The sequence below is a fragment of the Bacteroides faecis MAJ27 genome (assembly GCF_900106755.1).
In the GTDB taxonomy this organism is placed as follows: domain Bacteria; phylum Bacteroidota; class Bacteroidia; order Bacteroidales; family Bacteroidaceae; genus Bacteroides; species Bacteroides faecis.
Map to the genome: position 1 here is coordinate 1 of NZ_FNNN01000011.1, position 23505 is coordinate 23505.

Annotated in this window: 10 protein-coding genes and 2 pseudogenes; 11 read left to right on the forward strand and 1 reads right to left on the reverse strand. The window is 41.9% G+C overall.

Going from position 1 to position 23505, the window contains the following annotated elements:
• Positions 1-76 precede the first annotated feature (76 nt).
• The gene (locus BLW31_RS10865; protein WP_010537939.1) at positions 77-514 is read right to left on the reverse strand and encodes an ACT domain-containing protein; all 438 of its coding nucleotides are present in this window, start codon (positions 512-514) and stop codon (positions 77-79) included.
• A gap of 99 nt (positions 515-613) precedes the next feature.
• On the opposite strand from BLW31_RS10865, the gene BLW31_RS10870 reads away from it, so the two are divergent.
• The 11 genes and pseudogenes from BLW31_RS10870 to BLW31_RS10915 all read left to right on the forward strand — a co-directional run bounded on the left by BLW31_RS10870 (position 614) and on the right by BLW31_RS10915 (position 23455).
• Entirely contained in the window at positions 614-1300 is a 687-nt protein-coding gene (locus BLW31_RS10870; protein ID WP_010537940.1) for a response regulator transcription factor, read from the forward strand.
• On the forward strand, positions 1297-2664 hold the full coding sequence (locus tag BLW31_RS10875; protein ID WP_010537941.1) for a sensor histidine kinase: 1368 nt from the start codon (positions 1297-1299) through the stop codon (positions 2662-2664). The genes BLW31_RS10870 and BLW31_RS10875 overlap by 4 nt, the downstream gene beginning before the upstream one ends.
• A gap of 119 nt (positions 2665-2783) precedes the next feature.
• The gene (gene mgtA / locus BLW31_RS10880; RefSeq protein ID WP_010537942.1) at positions 2784-5435 is read left to right on the forward strand and encodes a magnesium-translocating P-type ATPase; all 2652 of its coding nucleotides are present in this window, start codon (positions 2784-2786) and stop codon (positions 5433-5435) included.
• Positions 5436-5599: 164 nt separating this feature from the next.
• Entirely contained in the window at positions 5600-7120 is a 1521-nt protein-coding gene (locus tag BLW31_RS10885; RefSeq protein WP_010537943.1) for a TlpA family protein disulfide reductase, read from the forward strand.
• Positions 7121-7218: 98 nt separating this feature from the next.
• A pseudogene (locus BLW31_RS10890) lies at positions 7219-9982 on the forward strand (glycosyl hydrolase); the annotation flags it as partial.
• 89 nt (positions 9983-10071) lie between these two features.
• A pseudogene (locus BLW31_RS25155) lies at positions 10072-10536 on the forward strand (glycosylhydrolase-like jelly roll fold domain-containing protein); the annotation flags it as partial.
• A gap of 15 nt (positions 10537-10551) precedes the next feature.
• Positions 10552-12009 (forward strand): sialate O-acetylesterase, encoded by a 1458-nt coding sequence (locus tag BLW31_RS10895; RefSeq protein ID WP_022300939.1) that lies wholly within the window; start codon positions 10552-10554, stop codon positions 12007-12009.
• 27 nt (positions 12010-12036) lie between these two features.
• The gene (locus tag BLW31_RS10900; RefSeq protein ID WP_029425542.1) at positions 12037-14388 is read left to right on the forward strand and encodes a DUF5703 domain-containing protein; all 2352 of its coding nucleotides are present in this window, start codon (positions 12037-12039) and stop codon (positions 14386-14388) included.
• Positions 14389-14476: 88 nt separating this feature from the next.
• Positions 14477-17131 (forward strand): glycoside hydrolase family 2 protein, encoded by a 2655-nt coding sequence (locus BLW31_RS10905; protein WP_010537947.1) that lies wholly within the window; start codon positions 14477-14479, stop codon positions 17129-17131.
• Positions 17132-17290: 159 nt separating this feature from the next.
• Positions 17291-21709 carry a hybrid sensor histidine kinase/response regulator transcription factor gene (locus BLW31_RS10910; protein ID WP_032837037.1) on the forward strand — a complete coding sequence of 1473 codons (4419 nt, stop codon included), beginning with the start codon at positions 17291-17293 and terminating at the stop codon, positions 21707-21709.
• Positions 21710-21772: 63 nt separating this feature from the next.
• A complete protein-coding gene (locus BLW31_RS10915; RefSeq protein ID WP_010537949.1) occupies positions 21773-23455 on the forward strand; it encodes a polysaccharide lyase in 1683 nt (560 codons plus the stop codon).
• The last annotated feature ends 50 nt before the right edge of the window (positions 23456-23505 follow it).

Below are 23505 nucleotides of genomic sequence, written 5' to 3' on the forward strand. Positions count from 1 at the left end.
GACGAATATTAAGCCTTATTACCTAATTACTGAAAAAATAGTCGCATAGACAAAAAAGAGGAACGACTATTTTATATTAAAAAAAGAAGGGGATGTGCCTTAGTTTTGACACAGCCCCTTTTTGTAGTTCAAGAATAGCATTTAAAGCTTGTTCTGCTTTCTCTTCAGGCACAAAAATATGGTCATGATAATACGCTGTCACAACATTTGTACTAATGTTTTTCTCAGCTAGTTTAGCTGAAAAGGCGGCTGTCAGACCAACTGCATCCAGACTGGAATGTACATTAAGTGTGATAAGCCTATAAACAGACTGGTAATGAATCTTCTTATTTACGGCATCTTGCTGTTCAAGAATGAAAGTTACCCCTTCTTTCTCGTGGAAAATCCCGATAGGGTTTAGTTCATACATTATCTTCCAATCAATTGTTGGAAAAGAACAAAAAACAAAATTACGTTCATCCAATACAGGTTCTATATTGGATAATAATATATCTAAATCTTTTATACCTGACATAAATTCAACCGATGATAATTACACAAATATATGTAATAAGTGAGGAATAATCACTATTTTTGTTTCGTTATATATATTCTGATTAACGAATCCTTTCCTATGTATACAATACTAATTATAGAAGATGAACCCAGAGTTGCAAGTTTACTGATGAACGGACTGGAAGAAAATGGTTATCAGACAATGGTAGCTTATGACGGATTAATGGGATTACGGCTTTTTCAGGCACATACATTCAATCTGGTTATATCTGATATTGTTTTGCCTAAGATGGATGGATTTGAACTGGCAAAAGAAATTCGTAAGTCCAATCCCAATATTCCTATATTAATGTTGACGGCATTAGGGTCAACGAACGATAAACTGGACGGTTTCGATGCCGGTGCAGATGACTATATGGTAAAACCGTTTGATTTCAGAGAGCTGAATGCCAGAATTAAAGTTTTATTGAAACGTGTTACAGGAAATGTACCGGAGTTACCACAGGAACTTGTTTATGCGGATCTGCGTATTGACCTTCAGCGGAAAGACGTAGAACGGAATGGCATATTCATTAAACTTTCTCCCAAAGAATATAACTTGCTGCTATATATGGTCGAAAATGCTGAAAGGGTATTGAGCCGCGTTGAAATAGCAGAGAAAGTATGGAATACCCATTTTGATACGGGAACAAACTTCATAGATGTATATATCAACTATCTCCGTAAAAAAATAGATCGGGATTTCGAACCAAAACTTATTCATACCAAAGCCGGAATGGGCTTCATACTGACTGACAAATTATGAAAATCAAGACAACACTGACTCTACAATATGCAGGACTGACAGCCGCGGTATTCTTCGTATTTGTTATAGCTGTCTATTACGTAAGTGAGCATTCACGCAGTAATGCTTTCTTTCGTAACTTACAAAGTGAAGCTATAACCAAAGCTCATTTATTCCTTAACAATCAAGTAGATGCAAAGACTATGCAGTCTATTTACCTGAACAATCAGAAGTTTATAAATGAGGTAGAGGTAGCTGTCTATACAACAGATTTTAAAATACTATATCACGATGCTCTTCAAAACGATATAATCAAGGAAACACCGGAAATGGTGGAACGTATTCTGAAACGAAAAAACATCAGTTTTTATGTTGACGAATATCAGGCAATAGGACTTGTGTATCCGTTTGAAGGAAAAGATTACATTGTCACTGCCGCAGCTTATGATGGCTATGGATACGCCAACCGGGATGCACTGAGAAATATGCTCATTCTATTATTTATCGGCGGATTGACAGTGTTGGCAATTGTCGGTTATATTCTTTCCCGAAGTACTTTGAAGCCAATACGAAATATAGTAAAAGAAGCGGAGAAGATTACCGCATCCCATATTGACAAAAGGTTACCTGTAAAAAATGAACAGGATGAGCTGGGAGAGTTAAGCATTACATTCAATGATTTGCTGGAACGTTTGGAGAAGTCTTTCAACTCACAAAAGATGTTTGTCAGCAATGTATCCCACGAATTACGTACTCCTATGGCTGCTCTCACAGCCGAACTGGATTTAGCCTTGTTGAAAGAGCGAACCTCCGAACAATATCAGGCAGCCATTGGCAATGCATTACAAGATTCACGACGAATTATAAACCTGATAGACGGATTGCTGAATCTTGCAAAAGCCGATTATCAGTCGGAACAGATAACAATGGAGGAGGTCCGTCTGGACGAATTATTGCTGGATGCCAGAGAGCTAGTATTAAAAGCTCATCCGGATTATCATATTGAACTAGTATTTGAGCAGGAAGCTGAAGAAGATAATGTGCTGACTGTAATCGGAAACAGTTATCTGTTGACTACTGCTTTTGTAAATCTGGTTGAGAACAACTGCAAGTATTCTTCCAATCGGACTTCATCAGTCCTGATAGCTTATTGGGAGCAATGGGCGATCATCCGCTTATCCGATAATGGTGTAGGAATGTCCGATGTAGATAAAGAAAACCTATTCAAACTATTTTATCGTGGAGAAAACAAGAATATAGCTCCCGGAAATGGAATAGGTATGGCTTTGACGCAGAAAATCATTCACCTTCACAAAGGAGAATTGACCGTATCCTCTCATAAGGATGAAGGCACTACCTTTGTGGTAAAACTCCCGCATATTTAAGAAATTCTAATTGTTTTCTAATACCACTCTAATCATTCTCTAACAGCTTCCTTGTGAAGTCCTCCTTACTTTTGCGTTGAATTAATAAATGCAGTTAGTAACTTAAAAAAAAAGAGAATATGGTATGGAAGAAAAGACTGCGCTCATCACAGTACACATTCAATTCAGAGAAAGTATTTTTGGTTGCCACACAACCCAGTAAGTCAATCTATTCCTACTTGCAGACCACAAAGCTTGGACTAACACAGGGAGAAGTTCAGGAGCGACAGTCCATTTATGGAAGAAACGAAGTTATTCATGAACAGAAAAAGAATCCGTTTATCCTGTTTATCAGAACGTTCATCAATCCCTTTATAGGCGTTCTGACCGGACTTGCCATCATATCCCTGTTATTGGATGTACTGATGGCTGAACCGGGAGAACAAGAATGGACAGGAGTAATCATTATATCATCAATGGTTTTATTTAGTGCTGTCCTGCGTTTCTGGCAGGAATGGAAAGCAAATGAAGCTACGGATTCTTTAATGAAGATGGTAAAAAACACTTGTCTTGCGAAACGCGCGGGAGAACGGGAAGAAGAAATTGATATTACAGAACTTGTTCCGGGAGATATTGTGTATCTGGCAGCCGGTGATATGATCCCCGCCGATATACGGATTATTGATTCAAAAGACTTGTTTATTAGTCAGGCTTCACTGACAGGAGAGTCCGAACCGATAGAAAAGTTTCCGGAAGTACAGGGACAGCAATTCAGGAAAGGAAGTGTCATTGAGTTGGATAATATCTGTTATATGGGGTCTAATGTGATTAGTGGGGCAGCAAAAGGAATTGTTTTTGAAACGGGAAACAAAACCTATTTGGGTACGATTGCTAAAAGTCTGGTCGGGCATCGTGCTACTACAGCTTTTGATAAAGGCATTAGTAAGGTTAGCTTTCTATTGATTCGTTTTATGTTGGTTATGGTCCCATTTGTGTTTTTTGTAAATGGTTTTACGAAAGGAGACTGGTTCGAAGCTTTCATTTTTGCTATATCTGTTGCGGTCGGTCTTACTCCCGAAATGTTGCCTATGATAGTAACTGCCAACCTTTCTAAGGGAGCGATTACTATGTCAAAGAAGAAAACAATTGTAAAGAACCTCAATGCTATCCAGAATTTTGGAGCGATGGATATACTCTGCACCGATAAGACCGGTACGCTGACCTGTGACAAAATTGTGTTGGAGAAGTATATCAACGCAGATGGGAGCGATGATAACAGTAAACGTATTCTTCGTCATGCGTACTTTAACAGCTATTTTCAGACTGGTCTGAGAAACCTGATGGATAAAGCAATCCTTTCCCATGTGAGAGAACTGAATCTGGAACATTTGAAGGACGACTATACCAAAGTGGATGAAATACCTTTCGACTTTACACGCAGAAGAATGTCTGTTGTAATAGAAGACAGGCAAGGGAAACGGCAGATCATTACTAAAGGAGCGGTAGAAGAAATTCTCGATGTCTGTTCGTATGCTGAGTTCAACGGGCAGATACATCCTCTGACTGATGCCTTGAAAACTAAAGCGCAAAAGATAAGTGAAGAAATGAACCGGCAAGGAATGAGAGTATTGGCGGTTTCCCAGAAAAGTTTCATCGAAAAGGATTGCAATTTTGCTATCGAGGATGAAAAAGAAATGGTGTTGATCGGCTATCTCGCTTTTCTTGATCCCCCGAAACCTTCTGTCGCTGAAGCTATCGAGCAATTATATGCACATGGAGTGGTAGTTAAGATTTTGTCGGGGGACAATGATATCGTGGTGAAGGCCATTGCCCGTCAAGTAGGGATTGACACTAGTCACTCCCTTAGCGGGTTAGAAGTGGAGGAAATGGATGATACTGCATTGAAAGAAGCAGTAAAGAACACCACTTTATTTTCCAAACTCACTCCATTTCAGAAGACATATATTATCTCTCTGTTGCAGGAGCAAGGTAACACGGTAGGCTTTCTGGGAGATGGAATCAACGATGCAGGTGCTCTACGCCAATCGGATATTGGCATATCGGTCGATTCGGCAGTAGATATAGCCAAAGAAAGTGCGGATATCATCCTGCTGGAAAAAGACCTGATGGTATTGGAAGATGGCGTACTAGAAGGGAGGAAGACGTTTGGCAATATCAATAAATACATAAAAATGACTGCCAGTTCCAATTTTGGTAATATGTTCAGTGTGATGTTCGCCAGTGCGTTTCTGCCATTCCTGCCTATGATGCCTATACACTTATTGATTCAGAATCTACTTTATGACATATCGCAGACAACCATTCCATTCGACCGGATGGACCCGGAGTTTCTGAAGAAACCGCGTAAATGGGATGCGTCCGACCTGAGCCGTTTTATGATTTATATAGGGCCTATCAGTTCCATTTTCGATATAATTACTTATTTGGTTATGTGGTATGTGTTCAGCTGTAACACTCCCGAGCATCAAACGCTATTTCAGACCGGATGGTTTGTAGAAGGTTTATTATCACAGACATTGATTGTCCATATGATACGAACAAGAAAGATCCCGTTTATACAAAGCCGGGCAACTTGGCCCGTTATGGGATTAACACTATTAGTTATGGCGATAGGAATTATAATACCTTTCACTTCTTTCGGGAGGTCTATCGGACTGACGGCTCTCCCTTTGGGCTATTTCCTTTGGCTGCCAGGCATTTTGCTTTCCTATTGTATCTTGACACAACTGGTAAAAAGCTGGTATATCAGGAAGTTTGCACGCTGGCTATAGTGTTCGGGTTGTTTATCCCACAAATTAATTATATATAATGTGAAATATCTAAAATTGAGATAGATAACCAATCAAAAGTTCTTGCCTCTAAAAATAATTCCATACATTTAGAGGCAAGAACTTTTGATTTATTAGATTGACGAACATTTTAATATTCAAACACAATGAAACCCAGCTTATCCTTTCTGATAATAATTACCTTGGTTCTTGTCGGATGCCGACAAAAAGCCCGGAGTAATTTCCAGTCCGAATCTTCTGCACAAACAGAAGCCATCGATCCCTCATTGAAAAAATATGCTGAAGAAGCAGTCATCACAGGAAAAGTACTGAATCGGGATTTCTATCCCCAAGAGAAGGAACTGACCCTCATTATCCCATTTTTCAGAGATATGGAAAATCAGTATCGTTCGCCCATACAAGAAGATGGTTCATTCTCTTTTCGTTTTCCGGTTTATGCAAAATTAAGGGAAGTTTCTATTCGCAATTATGCAGAACATCTTTATATCCATCCGGGAGATAGCATATATGTAGAAATTGACTTCAAAGACCTTTTTCATCCTAGAGTGACAGGTGATGCCGAAAAACTTAATCAGGAGATAGTAGCGTTCACAGAAAGTGCATATTACTATATGCAGAATTATAATATGAAACCAGAAGCAGACGTTAAGGAGTTTGAGGCTGAATTAAAGAAGGATTATAATTTTCGTTTGGAACGTAGGAATGAGTATTTAGTGAAGTACAAGCCCATGAAAGATGTTGTACTGTTTACCGAAGAATTGTTGAAACAGGATTATTATTATGCACTGTTATTCAATGGTATGTCATACCTGTTTGAAACGAGAGAAGAGATGGACCGTTATCATACACTTTTACCTGAAATCAATAAACTATATACTAAAGGCATACTTTCGGCACGCTTATACGATATTGCTGATGAAGCTGAAAGGTATATTGCTTATGGGATCGCTTTCAGAGATAAAAAAAGCCCTTCCATCGAAGAGATTATGAATGTAATGGGGGAGAGGGAGATGAATCAGTATTTATATACTAAGTTGGTAGCCGGTTCTTTGTGTACTAATGATACACTTGCTTTTCATGAAAAGCGTACACAGTTTGACTCAATCGTTAAGATGTCGCATCTACGTGCGCAGGTGATGCAGATATATAATCAGACTAAATCGTATCTAAAAAATCCACAGCCTGTTTCCGACAATTTATTATATGGTGAATTCCATGAAAACTCAAAGCATACAACACGTATGCCATATATGGAACCTGTCTATGATGTGCTCGAAAAGAATCATGGAAAAGTGATTTATTTCGATTTTTGGGCCAGATGGTGTCCTCCCTGTCTGACAGAAATGGAACCTTTAAAACAATTGCGTAGCAAATTCTCTACAAATGATTTGATTATATATTCCATTTGTGTGAGTGAGCCCAAAGAACAATGGGAGGAATGTCTGAATGAGTATTCATTGAAAAATCGTGGAATTGAATGTGTTCATGTGACTGATTATTTGGGAATAGATAACTACCAAAAAATTCGTAAGCAATGGAAGATAGACCGAATACCTTATTATATATTGATTAATAGAAAAGGGCAGATTATTGATTTCGGAGCTACAGCACGCCCTAGCAATCCACAATTAGTATCTCGGATAGAAGATGCAGTGAATAGTAAGTAACAGACCAACTCATTTTAGGAAGATGACAAAAGAACAAGGATAGTGAGTACAAAACAGTCCCTTTTTCGTCTTATTTATACGTAAAAATATAGATTAGAATGAAAAGCCGACTGAAACAACAAATATTTGCATTCTTTTTATTGGCATGTACTGCTATATCTCCTGCCAATGCTTTGCAAACACATTCACTTCGTGAACTATTTCAGAATCCATCGGATGAAGCAAAGCCTTGGACTTTTTGGTACTGGATGTTTGGTGCTGTATCCAAAGAAGGTATTACTGCTGATCTGGAAGCAATGAAGCACGCCGGATTGGGAGGAACTTATCTGATGCCAATCAAAGGCGTCAAAGAAGGACCGCAATACAAAGGTAAAGCGCAACAGTTAACTCCCGAATGGTGGGAAATGGTGCGTTTTAGCATGGAAGAAGCCGATCGTTTAGGGTTAAAGTTGGGGATGCATATTTGTGATGGTTTTGCATTGGCAGGCGGTCCCTGGATGACTCCGAAAGAATCGATGCAGAAAGTAGTCTGGAGTGATACAATCGTCGACGGTGGCAAAATCAAAGAATTGTATTTGCCACAACCGGAAGCTTATGAAGGATTTTATGAAGATATCTCTTTATTTGCCCTACCTGTAAAAGAGGAAGTGGCAGATGTCATGCCGGCTAAAATTACTTGTACCAATATCGCTAAAGGAAATCATATCGACGCCAAGAAAACCGTAAACATGGATGATGCCGGAGTAATCCGTTCATCTTATCCTTGCTATATTCAATATGAATACGAACAGCCTTTTACTTGCCGCAATATTGAAATTATTCTAAGTGGTAATAATTATCAGGCACACCGTCTGAAAGTAATGGCAAGTGATGATGGAACGAACTATCGTCTGGTGAAGCAACTCGTTCCTGCACGTCAGGGATGGCAGAATACAGATGAAAATTCCACCCATACAATACCTGCCACAACCGCCCGCTATTTCCGCTTTTACTGGACACCTGAAGGTAGCGAATCGGGAAGCGAGGATATGGATGCAGCCAAATGGAAGCCAAACTTGAAAATCAAGGAACTGCGCCTTCATCAGGAAGCCCGGTTGGACCAATGGGAAGGTAAAGCCGGACTGGTATGGCGTGTCGCTTCTTCGACAAAGGAAGAAGAAGTAGGAGGGAAGGACTGCTATACCCTTTCACAGATTCTTAATCTGACGGACCAATTTAAAAACAATTCGAAGAGCTATTTTAAAGAAAGAACATTAACCGCAACTCTTCCTAAAGGTAAGTGGAAAATACTCCGCATGGGACATACCGCCACCGGACATACCAACGCCACCGGCGGAGGGGGAAAGGGGCTGGAATGCGACAAGTTTAATCCTGTGACAGTCCGTAAGCAGTTCGACAACTGGTTTGCACAAGCTTTCGTAAAGACAAATCCGGAGGTTGCACGCCGTGTATTAAAATACATGCATGTGGATAGCTGGGAATGCGGGAGCCAGAACTGGAGTGAGACTTTTGCAGCCGAGTTCAAAAAACGCCGTGGATATGATTTAATGCCTTACTTGCCACTACTGGCAGGCATCCCGATGGAAAGTGCCGAACGAAGTGAGAAGATTCTACATGATGTCCGCACAACGATAGCGGAACTTGTTGTGGATGTTTTCTATCAGGTATTGGCCGATTGCGCCAAAGAATATGATTGCCAGTTTTCTGCCGAATGTGTAGCACCTACCATGGTCAGTGACGGCTTGCTGCATTACCAGAAAGTAGACCTTCCTATGGGAGAATTTTGGCTGAACAGTCCTACTCATGATAAGCCGAACGATATGCTGGATGCCATTAGCGGAGCGCATATCTATGGCAAGAATATTATTCAGGCGGAAGGTTTCACGGAAGTACGCGGAACTTGGGACGAACATCCAGCAATGTTGAAAGCATTACTGGACCGTAACTATGCTTTAGGCATCAACCGCCTTTTCTTCCATGTATATGTTCATAATCCTTGGTTAGACCGCAAACCGGGTATGACTCTGGATGGCATCGGCCTTTTCTTCCAACGTGACCAGACATGGTGGAACAAGGGAGCAAAAGCATTCTGTGACTACATAACCCGTTGCCAATCATTATTGCAATACGGACATCCAGTAATCGACATAGCTGTCTTTACGGGTGAAGAAATTCCAAGACGTTCAGTATTGCCGGAACGTTTAGTTCCGTCTCTTCCGGGAATTTATGGTGCCGAACGGGTGGAAAGCGAACGTATTCGTTTGGCGAACGAAGGACAACCCTTACGTGTGCGCCCGGTAGGCGTAACACACTCTGCAAATATGGCCGACCCTGAAAAGTGGGTAAATCCACTTTGTGGATATGCTTATGATAGCTTTAATAAAGATGCGTTACTCCGTTTGGCAAAAGCAGAAAACGGTAGAATGACGCTGCCCGGTGGAGCCAGTTATAAAGTTTTGGTATTACCTCTTCCCCGCCCAATGAATCCGGAACCTGTATTATCTCCGGAAGTACAGAAAAAGATCAATGAATCTAAAGAGGCAGGTGTGTTGATCCCTTCTCTTCCTTATATGGAGGATGATTTCTCTGCATATGGATTAGAACGTGATATGATTGTACCGAAAGATATTGCATGGACACATCGACGCGGTGAACTCGGCGACATTTATTTCATTGCCAATCAGCAGGAAGAAACACGTACATTTACTGCAAGCATGCGCATCGACAGAAAACCGGAATGTTGGAATCCGGTAACGGGTGAAATGAATATCCACCCTGTTTATCAGATAAAAGGTAATCGGACGGAAGTTACCCTTACATTGGCCCCTAATGAATCTGTATTCATAGTATATCCCATAGAGAAAGCTAATGAAAGCAAAGGAAAGGAAGATATTCTGCAAAAAGTACAAAAGAGTAAAAATAGCCCGGCAAAAGAGTTGCTGGATATAAGTTTGGATGCAGAAGAATACACCGTAACATTTGTCGCTAACGGTCAAACAGTTACCCGAAAAGCCCTTTTCGATTGGAGTAAAGAAGATAACGAGCGGATTCGTTATTATTCCGGAACCGCTATCTATAAAACCACTTTCCCTTGGAAGTACAAAGAGCAGAAAGACCGACAGGTGTATTTGCATTTGGGAACAGTTTACAATCTGGCTACAGTTCGTGTGAATGGAATAGACTGCGGTACGGTCTGGACAGCTCCCTACCGGGCTGACATTACAGCAGCCTTGAAAAAGGGAACAAATGAGCTTGAAATCGAAGTAACAAACACATGGGCAAATGCACTGAAAGGGACAGATGAAGGGAAAGCACCCTTTGAAGGCATCTGGACAAATGCGAAATACCGGAAACAGGAGAATACATTACTTCCGGGCGGATTGCTTGGTCCACTATATTTGGAACAGAGTAATTAATATAACAACATAATAATGAGAAGTTCAAGATTCAAAATAAGCATTCTATTGACCGGTTTTCTGCTGGCTATATGCTTATCAACACGTGCAGAAGTAAAGTTGCCTGCTATTTTCTCTGACGGTATGGTAATGCAACAAAAGACAAACGCTAACCTTTGGGGAACAGCCACTCCCAACAAGAATGTAACAATAACTACCAGCTGGGACGGAAAGCAATATGTAGCAACAGCAGACAAGAACGGAGCATGGAAGCTGGCAGTCCCCACTCCCGAGGCAGGGGGCCCTTATACTGTAACCTTTGACGATGGAAGTCTCAAAACACTAAATAATATTCTGATAGGCGAATTATGGCTATGCTCCGGTCAGAGCAATATGGAAATGCCGATGAAAGGTTTTAAAAACCAACCTGTAGAGAATGCCAACATGGATATTCTTCACAGCAAAAATAGTAATATCCGCCTGTTTACAGTAAAACGTACTTCCACCATGATTCCTCAAAATGATGTAGTCGGTTCATGGAAAGAAGCAACTCCTGTCAGTGTCCGTGATTTTAGTGCGACAGCCTATTATTTCGGAAGATTAATCAATGAAATTTTAGAAGTCCCGGTAGGGCTGGTAGTAGCAGCTTGGGGTGGTTCTGCCTGCGAAGCATGGATGACTGCCGATTGGTTGAAAGCGTTCCCGGATGCAAAGATACCTCAATCGGAAGCAGATATAAAATCCAAAAACCGTACTCCGACTGTGTTATATAATGGCATGTTGCATCCACTGATCGGTATGACAATGAAAGGAGTGGTCTGGTATCAGGGAGAAGATAACTGGAATCGTGCCCATACCTATTCGGATATGTTTACTACATTGATTAACGGTTGGCGTGCCGAATGGAAACAAGGCGATTTTCCTTTCTACTACTGTCAGATAGCTCCATATGACTATAGTATCATCACGGAAAAAGGCAAAGAAGTGATAAATTCAGCCTATCTGCGTGAAGCGCAGGCGCAAGTGGAACATCGTGTATCTAACAGCGGCATGGCTGTACTGCTGGATGCAGGAATGGAGAAAGGGATTCATCCCGCAAAGAAACAGATTGCCGGAGAACGTCTGGCACTTCTTGCACTGACAAAGACATATGGTGTGGAAGGGGTGAACGGAGAAAGTCCTTATTATAAAAGTATTGAAATCAAAAACGATACCATAGTCGTTAGTTTCGAACGTGCAAATATGTGGATCAGTGGCAAGAACTGCTTTGAATCGAAAAACTTCCGGATAGCAGGCGAAGATAAAATATTCTATCCGGCTAAAGCATGGATTGAACGCAGCAAGATACTTGTAAAAAGTGATAAAGTCCCGCATCCGGTAGCTGTCCGTTATGGATTCGAGAATTATGTGGAAGGAGATGTATATTGTGACGGTCTGCCGTTAGGGTCTTTTCGTTCAGACGATTGGTACATTCCCGAATATAAAAAAGATTAGCTATGAGCTGAATTTGACGAATAGAATATGAATCGATTTTATCTGATTATAATAATGGTATTTGTTGGCGTGTCGGCTTTTTGTAGCCAGCATGCCAATGTCGTTTGGAACACTCCTAGTCGAAATTCCTCCGAATCTATGCCTTGCGGTGGCGGTGATATCGGCATGAATATATGGGTGGAAGAAGGTGATCTGCTGTTTTATGTAAGCCGTAGCGGTACATTCGACGAAAACAACTGCCAACTGAAACAAGGACGTTTTCGGATTCGTCTATCTCCCAATCCTTTGAAAGATGCAAAAGATTTCCGTCAGGAGCTAAAACTAAAAGATGGGTACGTAGAAGTATCAGCAGGAGGTACACGGATACAGTTGTGGGCAGATATTTTTCATCCGGTAGTTCATGTGGAAATAACCAATGCACAACCTTTGCAAACAAAACTCTCTTATGAGAACTGGCGATATAAGGAACGAATGATCAGAAAAGGAGAGGGGCAACAATGCTCTTACAAATGGGCACCTCCGAAAGGAACTGTTACCAACGCCGACTTTGTTTCTTTATCTTCCAAAAAGGAATTACCCGGAATGACGGAAGAGAGAAACTTGCTTCTATTCTATCACCGGAATCCCGAACAAACCGTTTTTGACATTGCTGTGGCCCAACAAGGAATGGAAAATGTGGAATCTCAAATGATGAATCCTTTAAAGGACCTAACTTTCGGTGGTTATCTTTTTGGAAATAATTTGGAATTTACGGATACAACAGACAGTATCTATGCCGGTACAGATTACCGTGCTTGGAACTTCCACTCTTCAAAGGCTTCTCGGAAAGAACAATTTTGCATCGTTCTGCACACAGACCAGACGGAAACGGTCGATCAATGGGAACAAGGCTTAAAAACTACTTTGCAAAGGATTGCCCCACAGGGAAAGATATCATCAAAAATTGTATCACAAGACAAAAAGCAGACCCGCGCATGGTGGAACTCCTTCTGGCAACGCAGCTTTATTGAAGCAATCGGAGAAGCAGAAAATAAGGATGGCAACGATGTAGAAGGAATCACCCGAAACTACACTCTTTTCCGCTATATGCTGGGCTGCAATGCCTACGGCAGTGTCCCTACCAAGTTCAACGGTGGATTATTCACCTTCGATCCTTGCCATATAGACGATAAACAGGCATTCACCCCTGATTACCGGAAATGGGGAGGAGGTACGATGACAGCACAGAATCAGCGACTTGTATACTGGCCGATGTTAAAAAGCGGAGACTTCGATATGATGCCCTCCCAATTCAATTTTTACAACCGGATACTAAAAAATGCAGAACTTCGTAGCCAAGTGTATTGGCAGCATGACGGAGCATGTTTCTGCGAACAAATAGAAAACTTTGGCTTGCCCAATCCTGCGGAGTATGGCTTCAAACGTCCGGAATGGTTTGACAAGGGATTGGAATATAATGCTTGGTTAGAGTATGAGTGGGATACCATACTTGAATTTTGCCAAATGATACTGGAAACCAAAAATTATGCAAATGCAGACATTACCCCGTATTTACCCTTAATTGAAAGTTCGCTGACATTTTTCGATGAACATTATCGGCAGCTTGCTTCCCGTCGAGGACGGAAAGCGTTGGACGGCAACGGACATCTGATCCTGTTTCCGGGTTCTGCCTGCGAAACGTATAAGATGACCAACAATGCCAGCAGTACAATCGCCGCTTTGCGGACCGTACTGGAAAACTATGGAAAGAAAAATGAAATGCTGAAAACAATTCCTCCAATTCCATTGCGATACATAGAGGTCAAGGATTCCTTGAATCCCACAGCACCTCCCGAACTGAAACAAACGATTTCTCCTGCTGTAAGCTGGGAACGAATCAACAACATAGAGACTCCGCAACTGTATCCCGTATTTCCCTGGCGCATTTATGGAGTAGGAAAAGAGAATCTGGAATTAGCCCGCAATACTTATTTCTATGATCCGGAGGCTATTAACTTTCGCTCTCATATCGGATGGAAACAAGATAATATTTGGGCAGCCTGTCTGGGATTGACCGAAGAAGCCAAAAGGCTATCTCTCGCCAAACTCTCAAACGGGCCACATCGCTTTCCTGCCTTTTGGGGACCGGGATATGACTGGACACCCGATCACAACTGGGGAGGTAGCGGTATGATAGGACTTCAAGAAATGCTATTACAGACTAACGGTAATCAAATACTCCTTTTCCCCGCATGGCCCAAAGAATGGGATATACATTTCAAACTTTATGCACCGGGTGAAACGACAGTAGAAGCAACCTTAAAGGATGGAAAAGTGACAGAACTGAAAGTATCACCGGAAAGTAGAAAGAAAGATATCATTATAATGATTGAGAAATAGAAAAAACAGGGCTGCGATTTCCAGAATATGATTACGCGAAGTAAAACCGTGAAATCTGTGCCTTTAAACATAGATAAACAATTAAATTATGAATAAAAAACTGTTTCCAATTTTATCAGCTTTTCTGTTGCTATTCTCACTGATAGAGAAAGGACAGGCAACAGAAACCTACCGTCCCGAAACATCGGTTGCCGGATTCATCCAGCTTCCCGGTAGCGGGCGACAAGTGTATAATTTCAATCCGGGATGGAGATTTTTCAAAGGAGACATTCATGGCGCGGAATCCGTCGACTTTGACGACCGTTCGTGGACGATTGTTTCCACTCCTCATACGGTAGAGTTGATGCCTGCCGAAGCTAGCGGATGCCGCAATTATCAAGGCCCCGCCTGGTATCGCAAACATTTCGTACTCCCTGCAGAAACCAAAGGTAAACGGGTACTGATCCATTTTGAGGCAGCTATGGGAAAACAAGTTCTTTACCTGAATGGAAAGCGTATTCAAGAGCATGTTGGTGGTTATCTCCCTTTTACTTTGGATCTGACAACCAATGGTATACAAGCAGGAGATTCTTGTCTGCTTGCCATTTTCGTCGACAATAGCAATGACAAATCCTTTCCTCCCGGTAAACCCCAATACACCTTGGATTTCGCCTATCATGGCGGCATCTACCGTGATGTGTGGATGATAGCCAAATCGCCAGTATCCATTACCGATCCACTTGACTCCCAAACCGTTGCAGGAGGCGGAGTATTTGTTCATTTCGACAAGATCAGCGAAAAGAGTGCACAAGTCTACGTAAATACAGAATTGCAAAATGATAATCAACATACCGAAACCGTTACTGTAGAAACAACCCTGACAGATGCTGATGGAAAGGTAATTAAACGAACTTCCGGCAAACTTTCTCTGAAATCGGGAGAAAAGAAAATAATCCGGCAACAGATAGAGGTAAAAAGCCCTAAGCTTTGGTCACCGGATGCACCTTATTTATATAAAGTCCAGTCGCGCATTAAAAAGGGCAATCAGTCTATTGATGGAGGCATTACACGTATCGGTATCCGTTTGGCGGAATTTCGTGGCAAAGATGGTTTTTGGCTGAACGGAAAACCTTTCGTTCAGCTGGTAGGAGCCAACCGCCATCAGGACTTCGCTTATGTAGGCAATGCTCTGCCTAATTCTCAGCAATGGCGGGATGCTAAACGTCTGCGAGATGCCGGTTGCACTATTATTCGGGTGGCACACTACCCCCAAGATCCTTCCTTTATGGATGCCTGCGATGAGCTCGGAATGTTCGTTATCGTAGCTACTCCGGGATGGCAATACTGGAACAAGGATGTGAAATTCGGAGAATTGGTTCATCAAAATACCCGCGAAATGATCCGTCGTGACCGTAATCACCCGTCTGTCTTGATGTGGGAACCTATTCTGAATGAAACCCGCTATCCACTCGATTTTGCCTTGAAAGCGCTCGAAATAACCAAAGAAGAATTTCCTTATCCGGGACGTCCCGTGGCTGCTGCCGATGTACATTCAGCTGGTGTGAAGGAGCATTACGATGTCGTTTACGGTTGGACGGGAGACGATGAAAAGGCAGATAAACCGGAACAATGTATCTTTACCCGTGAATTTGGAGAAAATGTGGACGATTGGTACGCCCATAACAACAATAACCGTGCAAGCCGTAGTTGGGGCGAACGTCCGCTGCTGATACAGGCACTTTCCCTAGCTAAAAGTTATGATGAGATGTACCGTACTACCGGCCAGTTTATCGGTGGTACACAATGGCATCCGTTCGATCATCAGCGTGGCTATCATCCTGATCCTTATTGGGGAGGGATATACGATGCCTTCCGCCAAAAGAAATATGCTTACGAAATGTTCCGTAGCCAATCACCCGCCAGCCTTCGGCATCCGTTGGCAGAATGTGGTCCAATGGTATTCATCGCTCACGAAATGTCACAGTTTTCTGACAAAGATGTAGTGATATTCAGCAACTGCGACTCGATCCGTCTTTCTATTTATGACGGAACAAAATCATGGACCCAACCTGTAGTACATGCCAAAGGGCATATGCCGAATGCTCCTGTTGTCTTTGAAAATGTATGGGATTTCTGGGAAGCACGCGGATATAGCTATACACAAAAGAACTGGCAGAAAGTTAATATGGTTGCCGAAGGTATCATTAACGGTAAAGTAGTATGCACACAAAAGAAAATGCCTTCCCGCCGGTCTACCAAACTTCGCCTCTATGCGGATACTCAAAAAGTTAATCTAGTAGCAGACGGTTCGGATTTCATTGTGATAGTTGCCGAAGTAACGGATGATAGTGGCAACGTACGTCGTCTGGCAAAAGAAAATATCGTATTCACGGTAGAAGGTGAAGGGCAAATCATTGGCGACGCTACGATTGGTGCCAATCCCCGTGCCATAGAATTTGGTTCAGCTCCTCTGTTGGTTCGCTCTACACGAAAAGCCGGGAAGATTAAAGTAAAAGCTCATGTACAATTTGAAGGAACACAGGCTCCGACTGCTGCTGAACTGGAATTTGAAAGCGTTCCTGCAGAACTTCCTTTTTGCTACGATGAAAAATACTGTACCAGTCAGGAAACATCTTCATCAACTCCGAAAACCGGTTTATCCAAAGATACAACCAAAGGTAAGGTACAACTGACAGAGGAAGAACGGCAGAGAGTGCTGGATGAAGTGGAGCGGCAACAGACTGAATTTGGAATAGAAAAATAAGTCTGTTCAAGAACCTCCGGTCGTCTTGAATGACAGAGATTAGCTATTAACCAAGTTAGATTAGTTAATAGCTAATCTAGTTTATTACCTGCTTATTTGAATTTTATTCGAAAAATAGTATCTTTGATGCAAGATCCATTTCCACTAATACGATATACAATGAAGAGACACTTCTTTTTGATATTTCTTTTTCTCTTGATTACGAGAATCTGTGCTTCTGCCTACCCTAACATGATTGTAGAACATTATACAGCCGAACGAGGCTTACCCAATAATATCGTCAATTGTACATTAAAAGGGCAAGATGGATTTGTATGGTTCGGCACTTGGTACGGATTATGCAGTTTCGATGGTACCAAATTCCGTTCCTATGATAATCATGACGGATTCTATTCCGCAGATATTCCTCCCCGTAAAATTCAACGTATTGTAGAAGACAGGAATGGATTCTTGTGGATCAAGACTATTGACCGCAAACTCTATTTGTTTGATAAGAAACATGAGAGTTTTCATGCAGTGTATGATGACGTAAAAGAATATTCTGAAAACATCCAGATTATCAAAATTCAGACAACAGAAGACGGAGACGTGTTGCTGCTGACCAAAGATAAGAGCCTGTTGCGTGCAAATACAGATTCAAACGGTAAAATCACCATGAAGCAACTGCACGATTCGCGTCCCAATGTCAACGTCTACGATTTACGTCTAAAGCATAATGTATTTTGCGAAACAGCCGAGTTTATCAATTGGATCGGTATGGATTATCAGATTCTTTCACTGCGGAAAGGCGAAGCTCTGAAAGATAAACCTGTCGACTTTATTCAAAAAAAAGTATCTGCCAACCCGGATCAGTTCACTTGTGCTTCGTACAATTCCAAATTTCTGTGGCTGGGAGATAAGAACGGGCATATTTATAGTGTCGATCCACAAAATGGAGTCGTCAACCGCTACGAAATACCGGATATCAAACAGTCGATTTCCAATATATTGGTCACAGAATCGGGATTAATGTATATTACTACTGTAGACGGTGCATACGAGTACAACATCGGTTACAAACAGTTGACGAAACTTCCATTCTCCATTGCAGGAAAAAAAGTAGGGATGATATTCAATGACAAGTATGATAAAATATGGTTTCAGGAAGGCAATCAGGCTTTGACATATTATGATCCTTTGAACAAAAGTAATCACCGTTTTGCTTTCCCTAACCAGAATGCTATCGGTAACTTTGAAAAACAGGATGCCGGTGAACAAGGTATGTTCTTCCTCACTCCCGGAGGAGAAATCCTGCTCTTTGACAGAGAGAAACTAGAAATGATCCGCATTAATCAATTGAAACCTTTTTCCGACGATCTTCCCGATCAGCTTTTCTTCCATCTATTGTTGGATAAGGATGGGATTCTTTGGTTAGCTTCTACAAGTAGCGGAGTGTATAAAGTCAATTTTCCCAAAAAGCAATTCCAGTTACTGACAGAAGTTTCTCCTGTTCCCGTTGGCACAGAAAAAGCGACTTCATGGAATCAGGGAATACGTGCGCTTTATCAGGCTAAGAATGGGGATATCTGGGTGGGTACTCGTTGGCAGGCACTGTACCGCTTGGATAGCAATGGACAGATAAAACAGGTTTTTACTGATAAGAACTATCTGGTAGGTGCCGTGTATCATATTATGGAGGATAAAGGAGGGAACCTGTGGTTTTCTACCAAAGGAAACGGGCTTGTCAAAGCCGAACCGGATATGAACTCGCCGCACGGTCTGCGCTTTACCCGCTATAAAAATGATCCTAAGAATCCGAATTCTATCAGTAACAATGATGTGTATTTCACTTATCAGGATAGTCAGGAACGTATCTGGGTCGGTTTGTTGGGCGGAGGTCTGAATCTGATTTCCAAAGAAAACGGAGCGATTGTTTTCAAGCATAAATACAATGGACTGAAACAATATCCCGCTTATGGTCTGTACATGGAAGTCCGCACGATGACGGAAGGTGAAGACGGGCGTATTTGGGTAGGAACGATGGATGGTCTGATGTCCTTTGACGGACACTTTACAACTCCCGAAGAAATTCAGTTTGAAACCTTTCGGCAAGTTAGCGACCGTTCCAATGTAGCTGACAATGATATTTATGTATTATACAAAGACTCTGACTCACAAATTTGGGTGAGCGTGTTCGGAGGCGGTTTGAATAAGCTGGTCCGTTATGATAAAGAGAAACATGAGCCGATCTTCAAATCTTATGGCATGCGTGAAGGGATGAATAATGACGTAGTCAAATCCATCGTTGAAGATAAAAACGGGAATTTATGGTTTACTACCGAGATCGGTTTGTCTTGCTTTAATAAAGCAACAGAGCAGTTCCGTAACTACGACAAATACGACGGTTTCCTGAATGTTGAGTTAGAAGAAGGCAGTGCGTTGCGTGCATTGAATGGAGATTTGTGGCTTGGTTCACGACAGGGAATTTTGACATTCTCTCCTGATAAACTGGAAACACAACATACCAACTATGATACGCGTATTGTAGACTTTAAAGTATCCAACCGCGATCTGCGTAGTTTGAATGACTGCCCGATTCAAGAATCTATCACATACACCGATGCGCTTCAATTGAAGTACAATCAGTCTATGTTCACGATAGAATTTGCCGCATTAAATTTCTATAACCAAAATCGGGTATCTTATCGCTACATACTCGAAGGATACGAGAAAGAATGGCATTATAACGGCAAAAACCGCATTGCCTCTTATACAAATGTACCTCCCGGAGATTATGTGTTCCGTGTTGAAACGATGGATGAAGCAAATCCTGAACTCGTTTCTACGTGCACGCTGGCAATCACCATTCTCCCACCATGGTGGCTGAGTTGGTGGGCAACTCTTATCTATGTCATTTTGGGTATTGCCGCACTCTATTTCGGTTTGCGACTGGCTTTCTTCATGATTAAGATGAAGAATGACATTTATATTGAGCAGAGAGTCTCGGAAGTGAAAATTAAGTTCTTTACTAATATCTCTCACGAGCTTCGTACTCCTTTGACACTGATAAAAGGCCCGATACAAGAATTGAAGGAGCGGGAAGAATTGTCTCCGAAAGGTCTGCAATATGTGGAACTGATGGAAAAGAATACGAATCAGATGCTACAACTAGTCAATCAGATTCTTGATTTCCGTAAGATTCAGAATGGCAAGATGCGCTTGCATGTATCATTGATCGACTTCAATGAAATGATAGCTTCTTTCCAGAAAGAATTCCGAGTACTTTCGGAGGAAAATGAAATCAGCTTCACTTTCCAGTTACCGGACGAACCGATCATGGTATGGGCGGATAAAGACAAACTGAGCATTGTTATCCGTAATGTCATATCGAACGCGTTCAAATTTACTCCTTCCGGTGGAAGTATTTATGTAACTACCGGATTGACAGATGACGGGAAATCATGTTATGTAAGGGTAGAAGATAATGGCATCGGCATTCCACAAAGTAAACTGACTGAGATTTTCGAACGCTTTTCGCAAGGAGAAAATGCAAAGAATCCTTATTATCAGGGTACAGGCATTGGGTTGGCACTTTCCAAGGAAATAGTAAACCTGCATCACGGCTTAATCCATGCCGAAAGTCCGGAAGGGCAGGGGGCTGTGTTTACAGTAGAATTATTGTTGGACAAGGATCATTATCGTCCATCTGAAGTAGACTTTTACGTCGGTGATACACAAAGTACTCCTGCTGCCACAGGCAAGGATATGGAAATTGTCCAGGAAAAGGAACCGGAAGAAGAATTGGAAATTGATACTTCACTACCGACTCTTCTGCTGGTAGAAGATAATAAAGACCTTTGCCAACTGATAAAACTGCAATTAGAAGATAAATTCAATATCTACATAGCCAATAATGGAGTGGAAGGCTTGAAGAAAGTACATCTGTATCATCCGGACATCGTTGTGACTGATCAGATGATGCCGGAAATGGACGGACTGGAAATGTTACAATCCATCCGGAAAGATTTCCAGATCAGTCATATTCCTGTTATTATTCTGACTGCCAAAAACGATGAAGGAGCCAAGACCAAAGCTATTACTTTGGGGGCGAATGCCTATATAACCAAACCATTCAGCAAAGAATATCTGCTGGCACGGATCGAACAGTTGCTCGGCGAACGGAAACTGTTCCGCGAACGTATCCGTCAGCAGATGGAAAACCAGACGACAACGGAAGAAGACAGCTACGAACAATATTTGGTAAAAAAAGATGTGCAGTTCCTTGAAAAGATACATCAGGTAATTGAAGAAAACATGGACGACAGTGATTTCAATATTGATACGATTGCTTCCGGCATTGGTTTGAGCCGTTCGGCATTCTTTAAAAAACTGAAAAGCCTTACCGGACTGGCACCTGTCGACCTGGTAAAGGAGATTCGGTTAAATAAGTCTGTCGAACTGATTAAAAATACGGATTTGAGTGTTTCGGAAGTGGCGTTTGCTGTCGGGTTCAAAGATTCGGGCTACTATAGCAAGTGTTTCCGTAAGAAATATAATCAGACTCCCCGTGAATATATGAACGAATGGCGGAAAGGATAGAAATACCGATTACAAAATTCTTTCTTAATCGTCTTTTTTAAAAACCTATTAAGATTCGAAAGAATGAACAAGATTAAGAAAGTATTATCAGCATGGATGTTGGTTGCCTGCGTACTACCTGTGGCAGCTCAATATCCAGTAATCCCCGACTCGGCAAAAGAAAGAGGAGCAAAACAAGAAGCGGAGTTCGAACAAAAATCAAACGCGGCATGGGAAAAAGCCTTGCCGACAGTTTTAGAAGAAGCACAAAAAGGACGTCCTTACAAACCTTGGGCTTCCAAACCGGAAGATTTGATAAAAAGTAATATTCCGGCTTTCCCCGGTGCCGAAGGTGGTGGGATGTATACTCCCGGCGGTCGTGGAGGCAAGGTAATTGTGGTTACTTCTTTGGAAGATTCCGGTCCCGGTACCTTCCGCGAAGCCTGTGAAACCGGCGGTGCCCGGACCATTGTCTTTAATGTATCAGGCATCATTCACTTGAAGAGTCCGATCAGTGTACGTGCTCCTTATGTAACGATTGCCGGTCAAACTGCCCCGGGAGATGGTATTTGTATTACCGGGAATTCTTTTCTAATCGATACACATGATGTAGTGATTCGTCATATGCGTTTCCGCCGTGGTGCACAGGATGTTGCTTTCCGTGACGATGCAGTAGGAGGAAATGCAGTCGGCAACATTATAGTAGACCATTGCTCGGCAAGTTGGGGATTAGATGAAAATATGTCTATTTACCGCCATGTCTACAACCGGGATGAGAGTGGGCACGGACTGAAATTACCTACTGTAAATATTACCATTCAGAATTCAGTATTCTCAGAGGCATTGGATACGTATAATCATGCTTTTGGTGCTACTATCGGAGGGCACAATAGTATGTTTTGCCGTAACCTTTTCGCTTCCAACATCAGCCGTAACAGTTCGGTAGGTATGGACGGTGACTTCAATTTCGTTAATAATGTTGTTTTCAACTGGTGGAATCGCTCGGTAGATGGAGGTGATCATAATAGTTTATATAATATGATCAATAATTACTTTAAGCCCGGGCCGATTACTCCACTGGGAAAACCTATTTCTTATCGTATTTTGAAACCGGAAGCAGGGCGTGACAAGAGCAGACCTCTCTCTTTCGGAAAAGCTTATGTTAACGGAAACATTATTCATGGCAATGCCCAAGTGACGAAAGATAACTGGGATGGCGGAGTTCAGCTTGCCAATGAAGTTGATGCTGAAAAGTTCTTACCGCAAATCAGGGTGGACGAACCCTTCAAAATGTCACCTGTAACGATCATGGATACCCAAAAGGCCTACAACTTTGTATTGGATAATGTAGGTGCTACTTTCCCGAAACGGGATGCAGTAGATACACGTGTCATCAAGACTGTACGGACAGGAAAAGCTATTTATGTGAAAGATGCTCCGGAGCTTGTTTCTCCTTATGTGAAAAGACGTTTGCCGGCAGACTCTTACAAGCAAGGTATTATCACCGACATCCGTCAAGTAGGCGGACTTCCTGAATATAAAGGAGAAGCCTACCTTGATTCGGATGGTGACGGTATGCCGGATGCGTGGGAAATTGCCAACGGATTGAACCCGAATGATCCGACTGATGCTGTGAAGGACTGTAATGGAGACGGCTATACCAATATCGAAAAATATATCAACGGTATAGATACGAAGAAGAAAGTGGACTGGACAGATCTGAAGAACAACTACGATACATTATCCAAACGGAAAAGTTTGTTTTAACCGTATAGGTAAATGATCTTTCAGGATTGAATAAATAGAAAACAAAGTTT

What these genes read in the sequence shown, in the direction of transcription:
- BLW31_RS10875 (WP_010537941.1), top strand. Translation starts at nt 1,297, where the DNA reads ATGAAAATCAAGACAACACTGACTCTACAATATGCAGGACTGACAGCC.
- BLW31_RS10885 (WP_010537943.1), top strand. Translation starts at nt 5,600, where the DNA reads ATGAAACCCAGCTTATCCTTTCTGATAATAATTACCTTGGTTCTTGTC.
- BLW31_RS10910 (WP_032837037.1), top strand. Translation starts at nt 17,291, where the DNA reads ATGAAGAGACACTTCTTTTTGATATTTCTTTTTCTCTTGATTACGAGA.
- BLW31_RS10900 (WP_029425542.1), top strand. Translation starts at nt 12,037, where the DNA reads ATGAATCGATTTTATCTGATTATAATAATGGTATTTGTTGGCGTGTCG.
- BLW31_RS10895 (WP_022300939.1), top strand. Translation starts at nt 10,552, where the DNA reads ATGAGAAGTTCAAGATTCAAAATAAGCATTCTATTGACCGGTTTTCTG.
- mgtA (WP_010537942.1), top strand. Translation starts at nt 2,784, where the DNA reads ATGGTATGGAAGAAAAGACTGCGCTCATCACAGTACACATTCAATTCA.
- BLW31_RS10915 (WP_010537949.1), top strand. Translation starts at nt 21,773, where the DNA reads ATGAACAAGATTAAGAAAGTATTATCAGCATGGATGTTGGTTGCCTGC.
- BLW31_RS10870 (WP_010537940.1), top strand. Translation starts at nt 614, where the DNA reads ATGTATACAATACTAATTATAGAAGATGAACCCAGAGTTGCAAGTTTA.
- BLW31_RS10905 (WP_010537947.1), top strand. Translation starts at nt 14,477, where the DNA reads ATGAATAAAAAACTGTTTCCAATTTTATCAGCTTTTCTGTTGCTATTC.
- BLW31_RS10865 (WP_010537939.1), bottom strand. Translation starts at nt 514, where the DNA reads ATGTCAGGTATAAAAGATTTAGATATATTATTATCCAATATAGAACCT.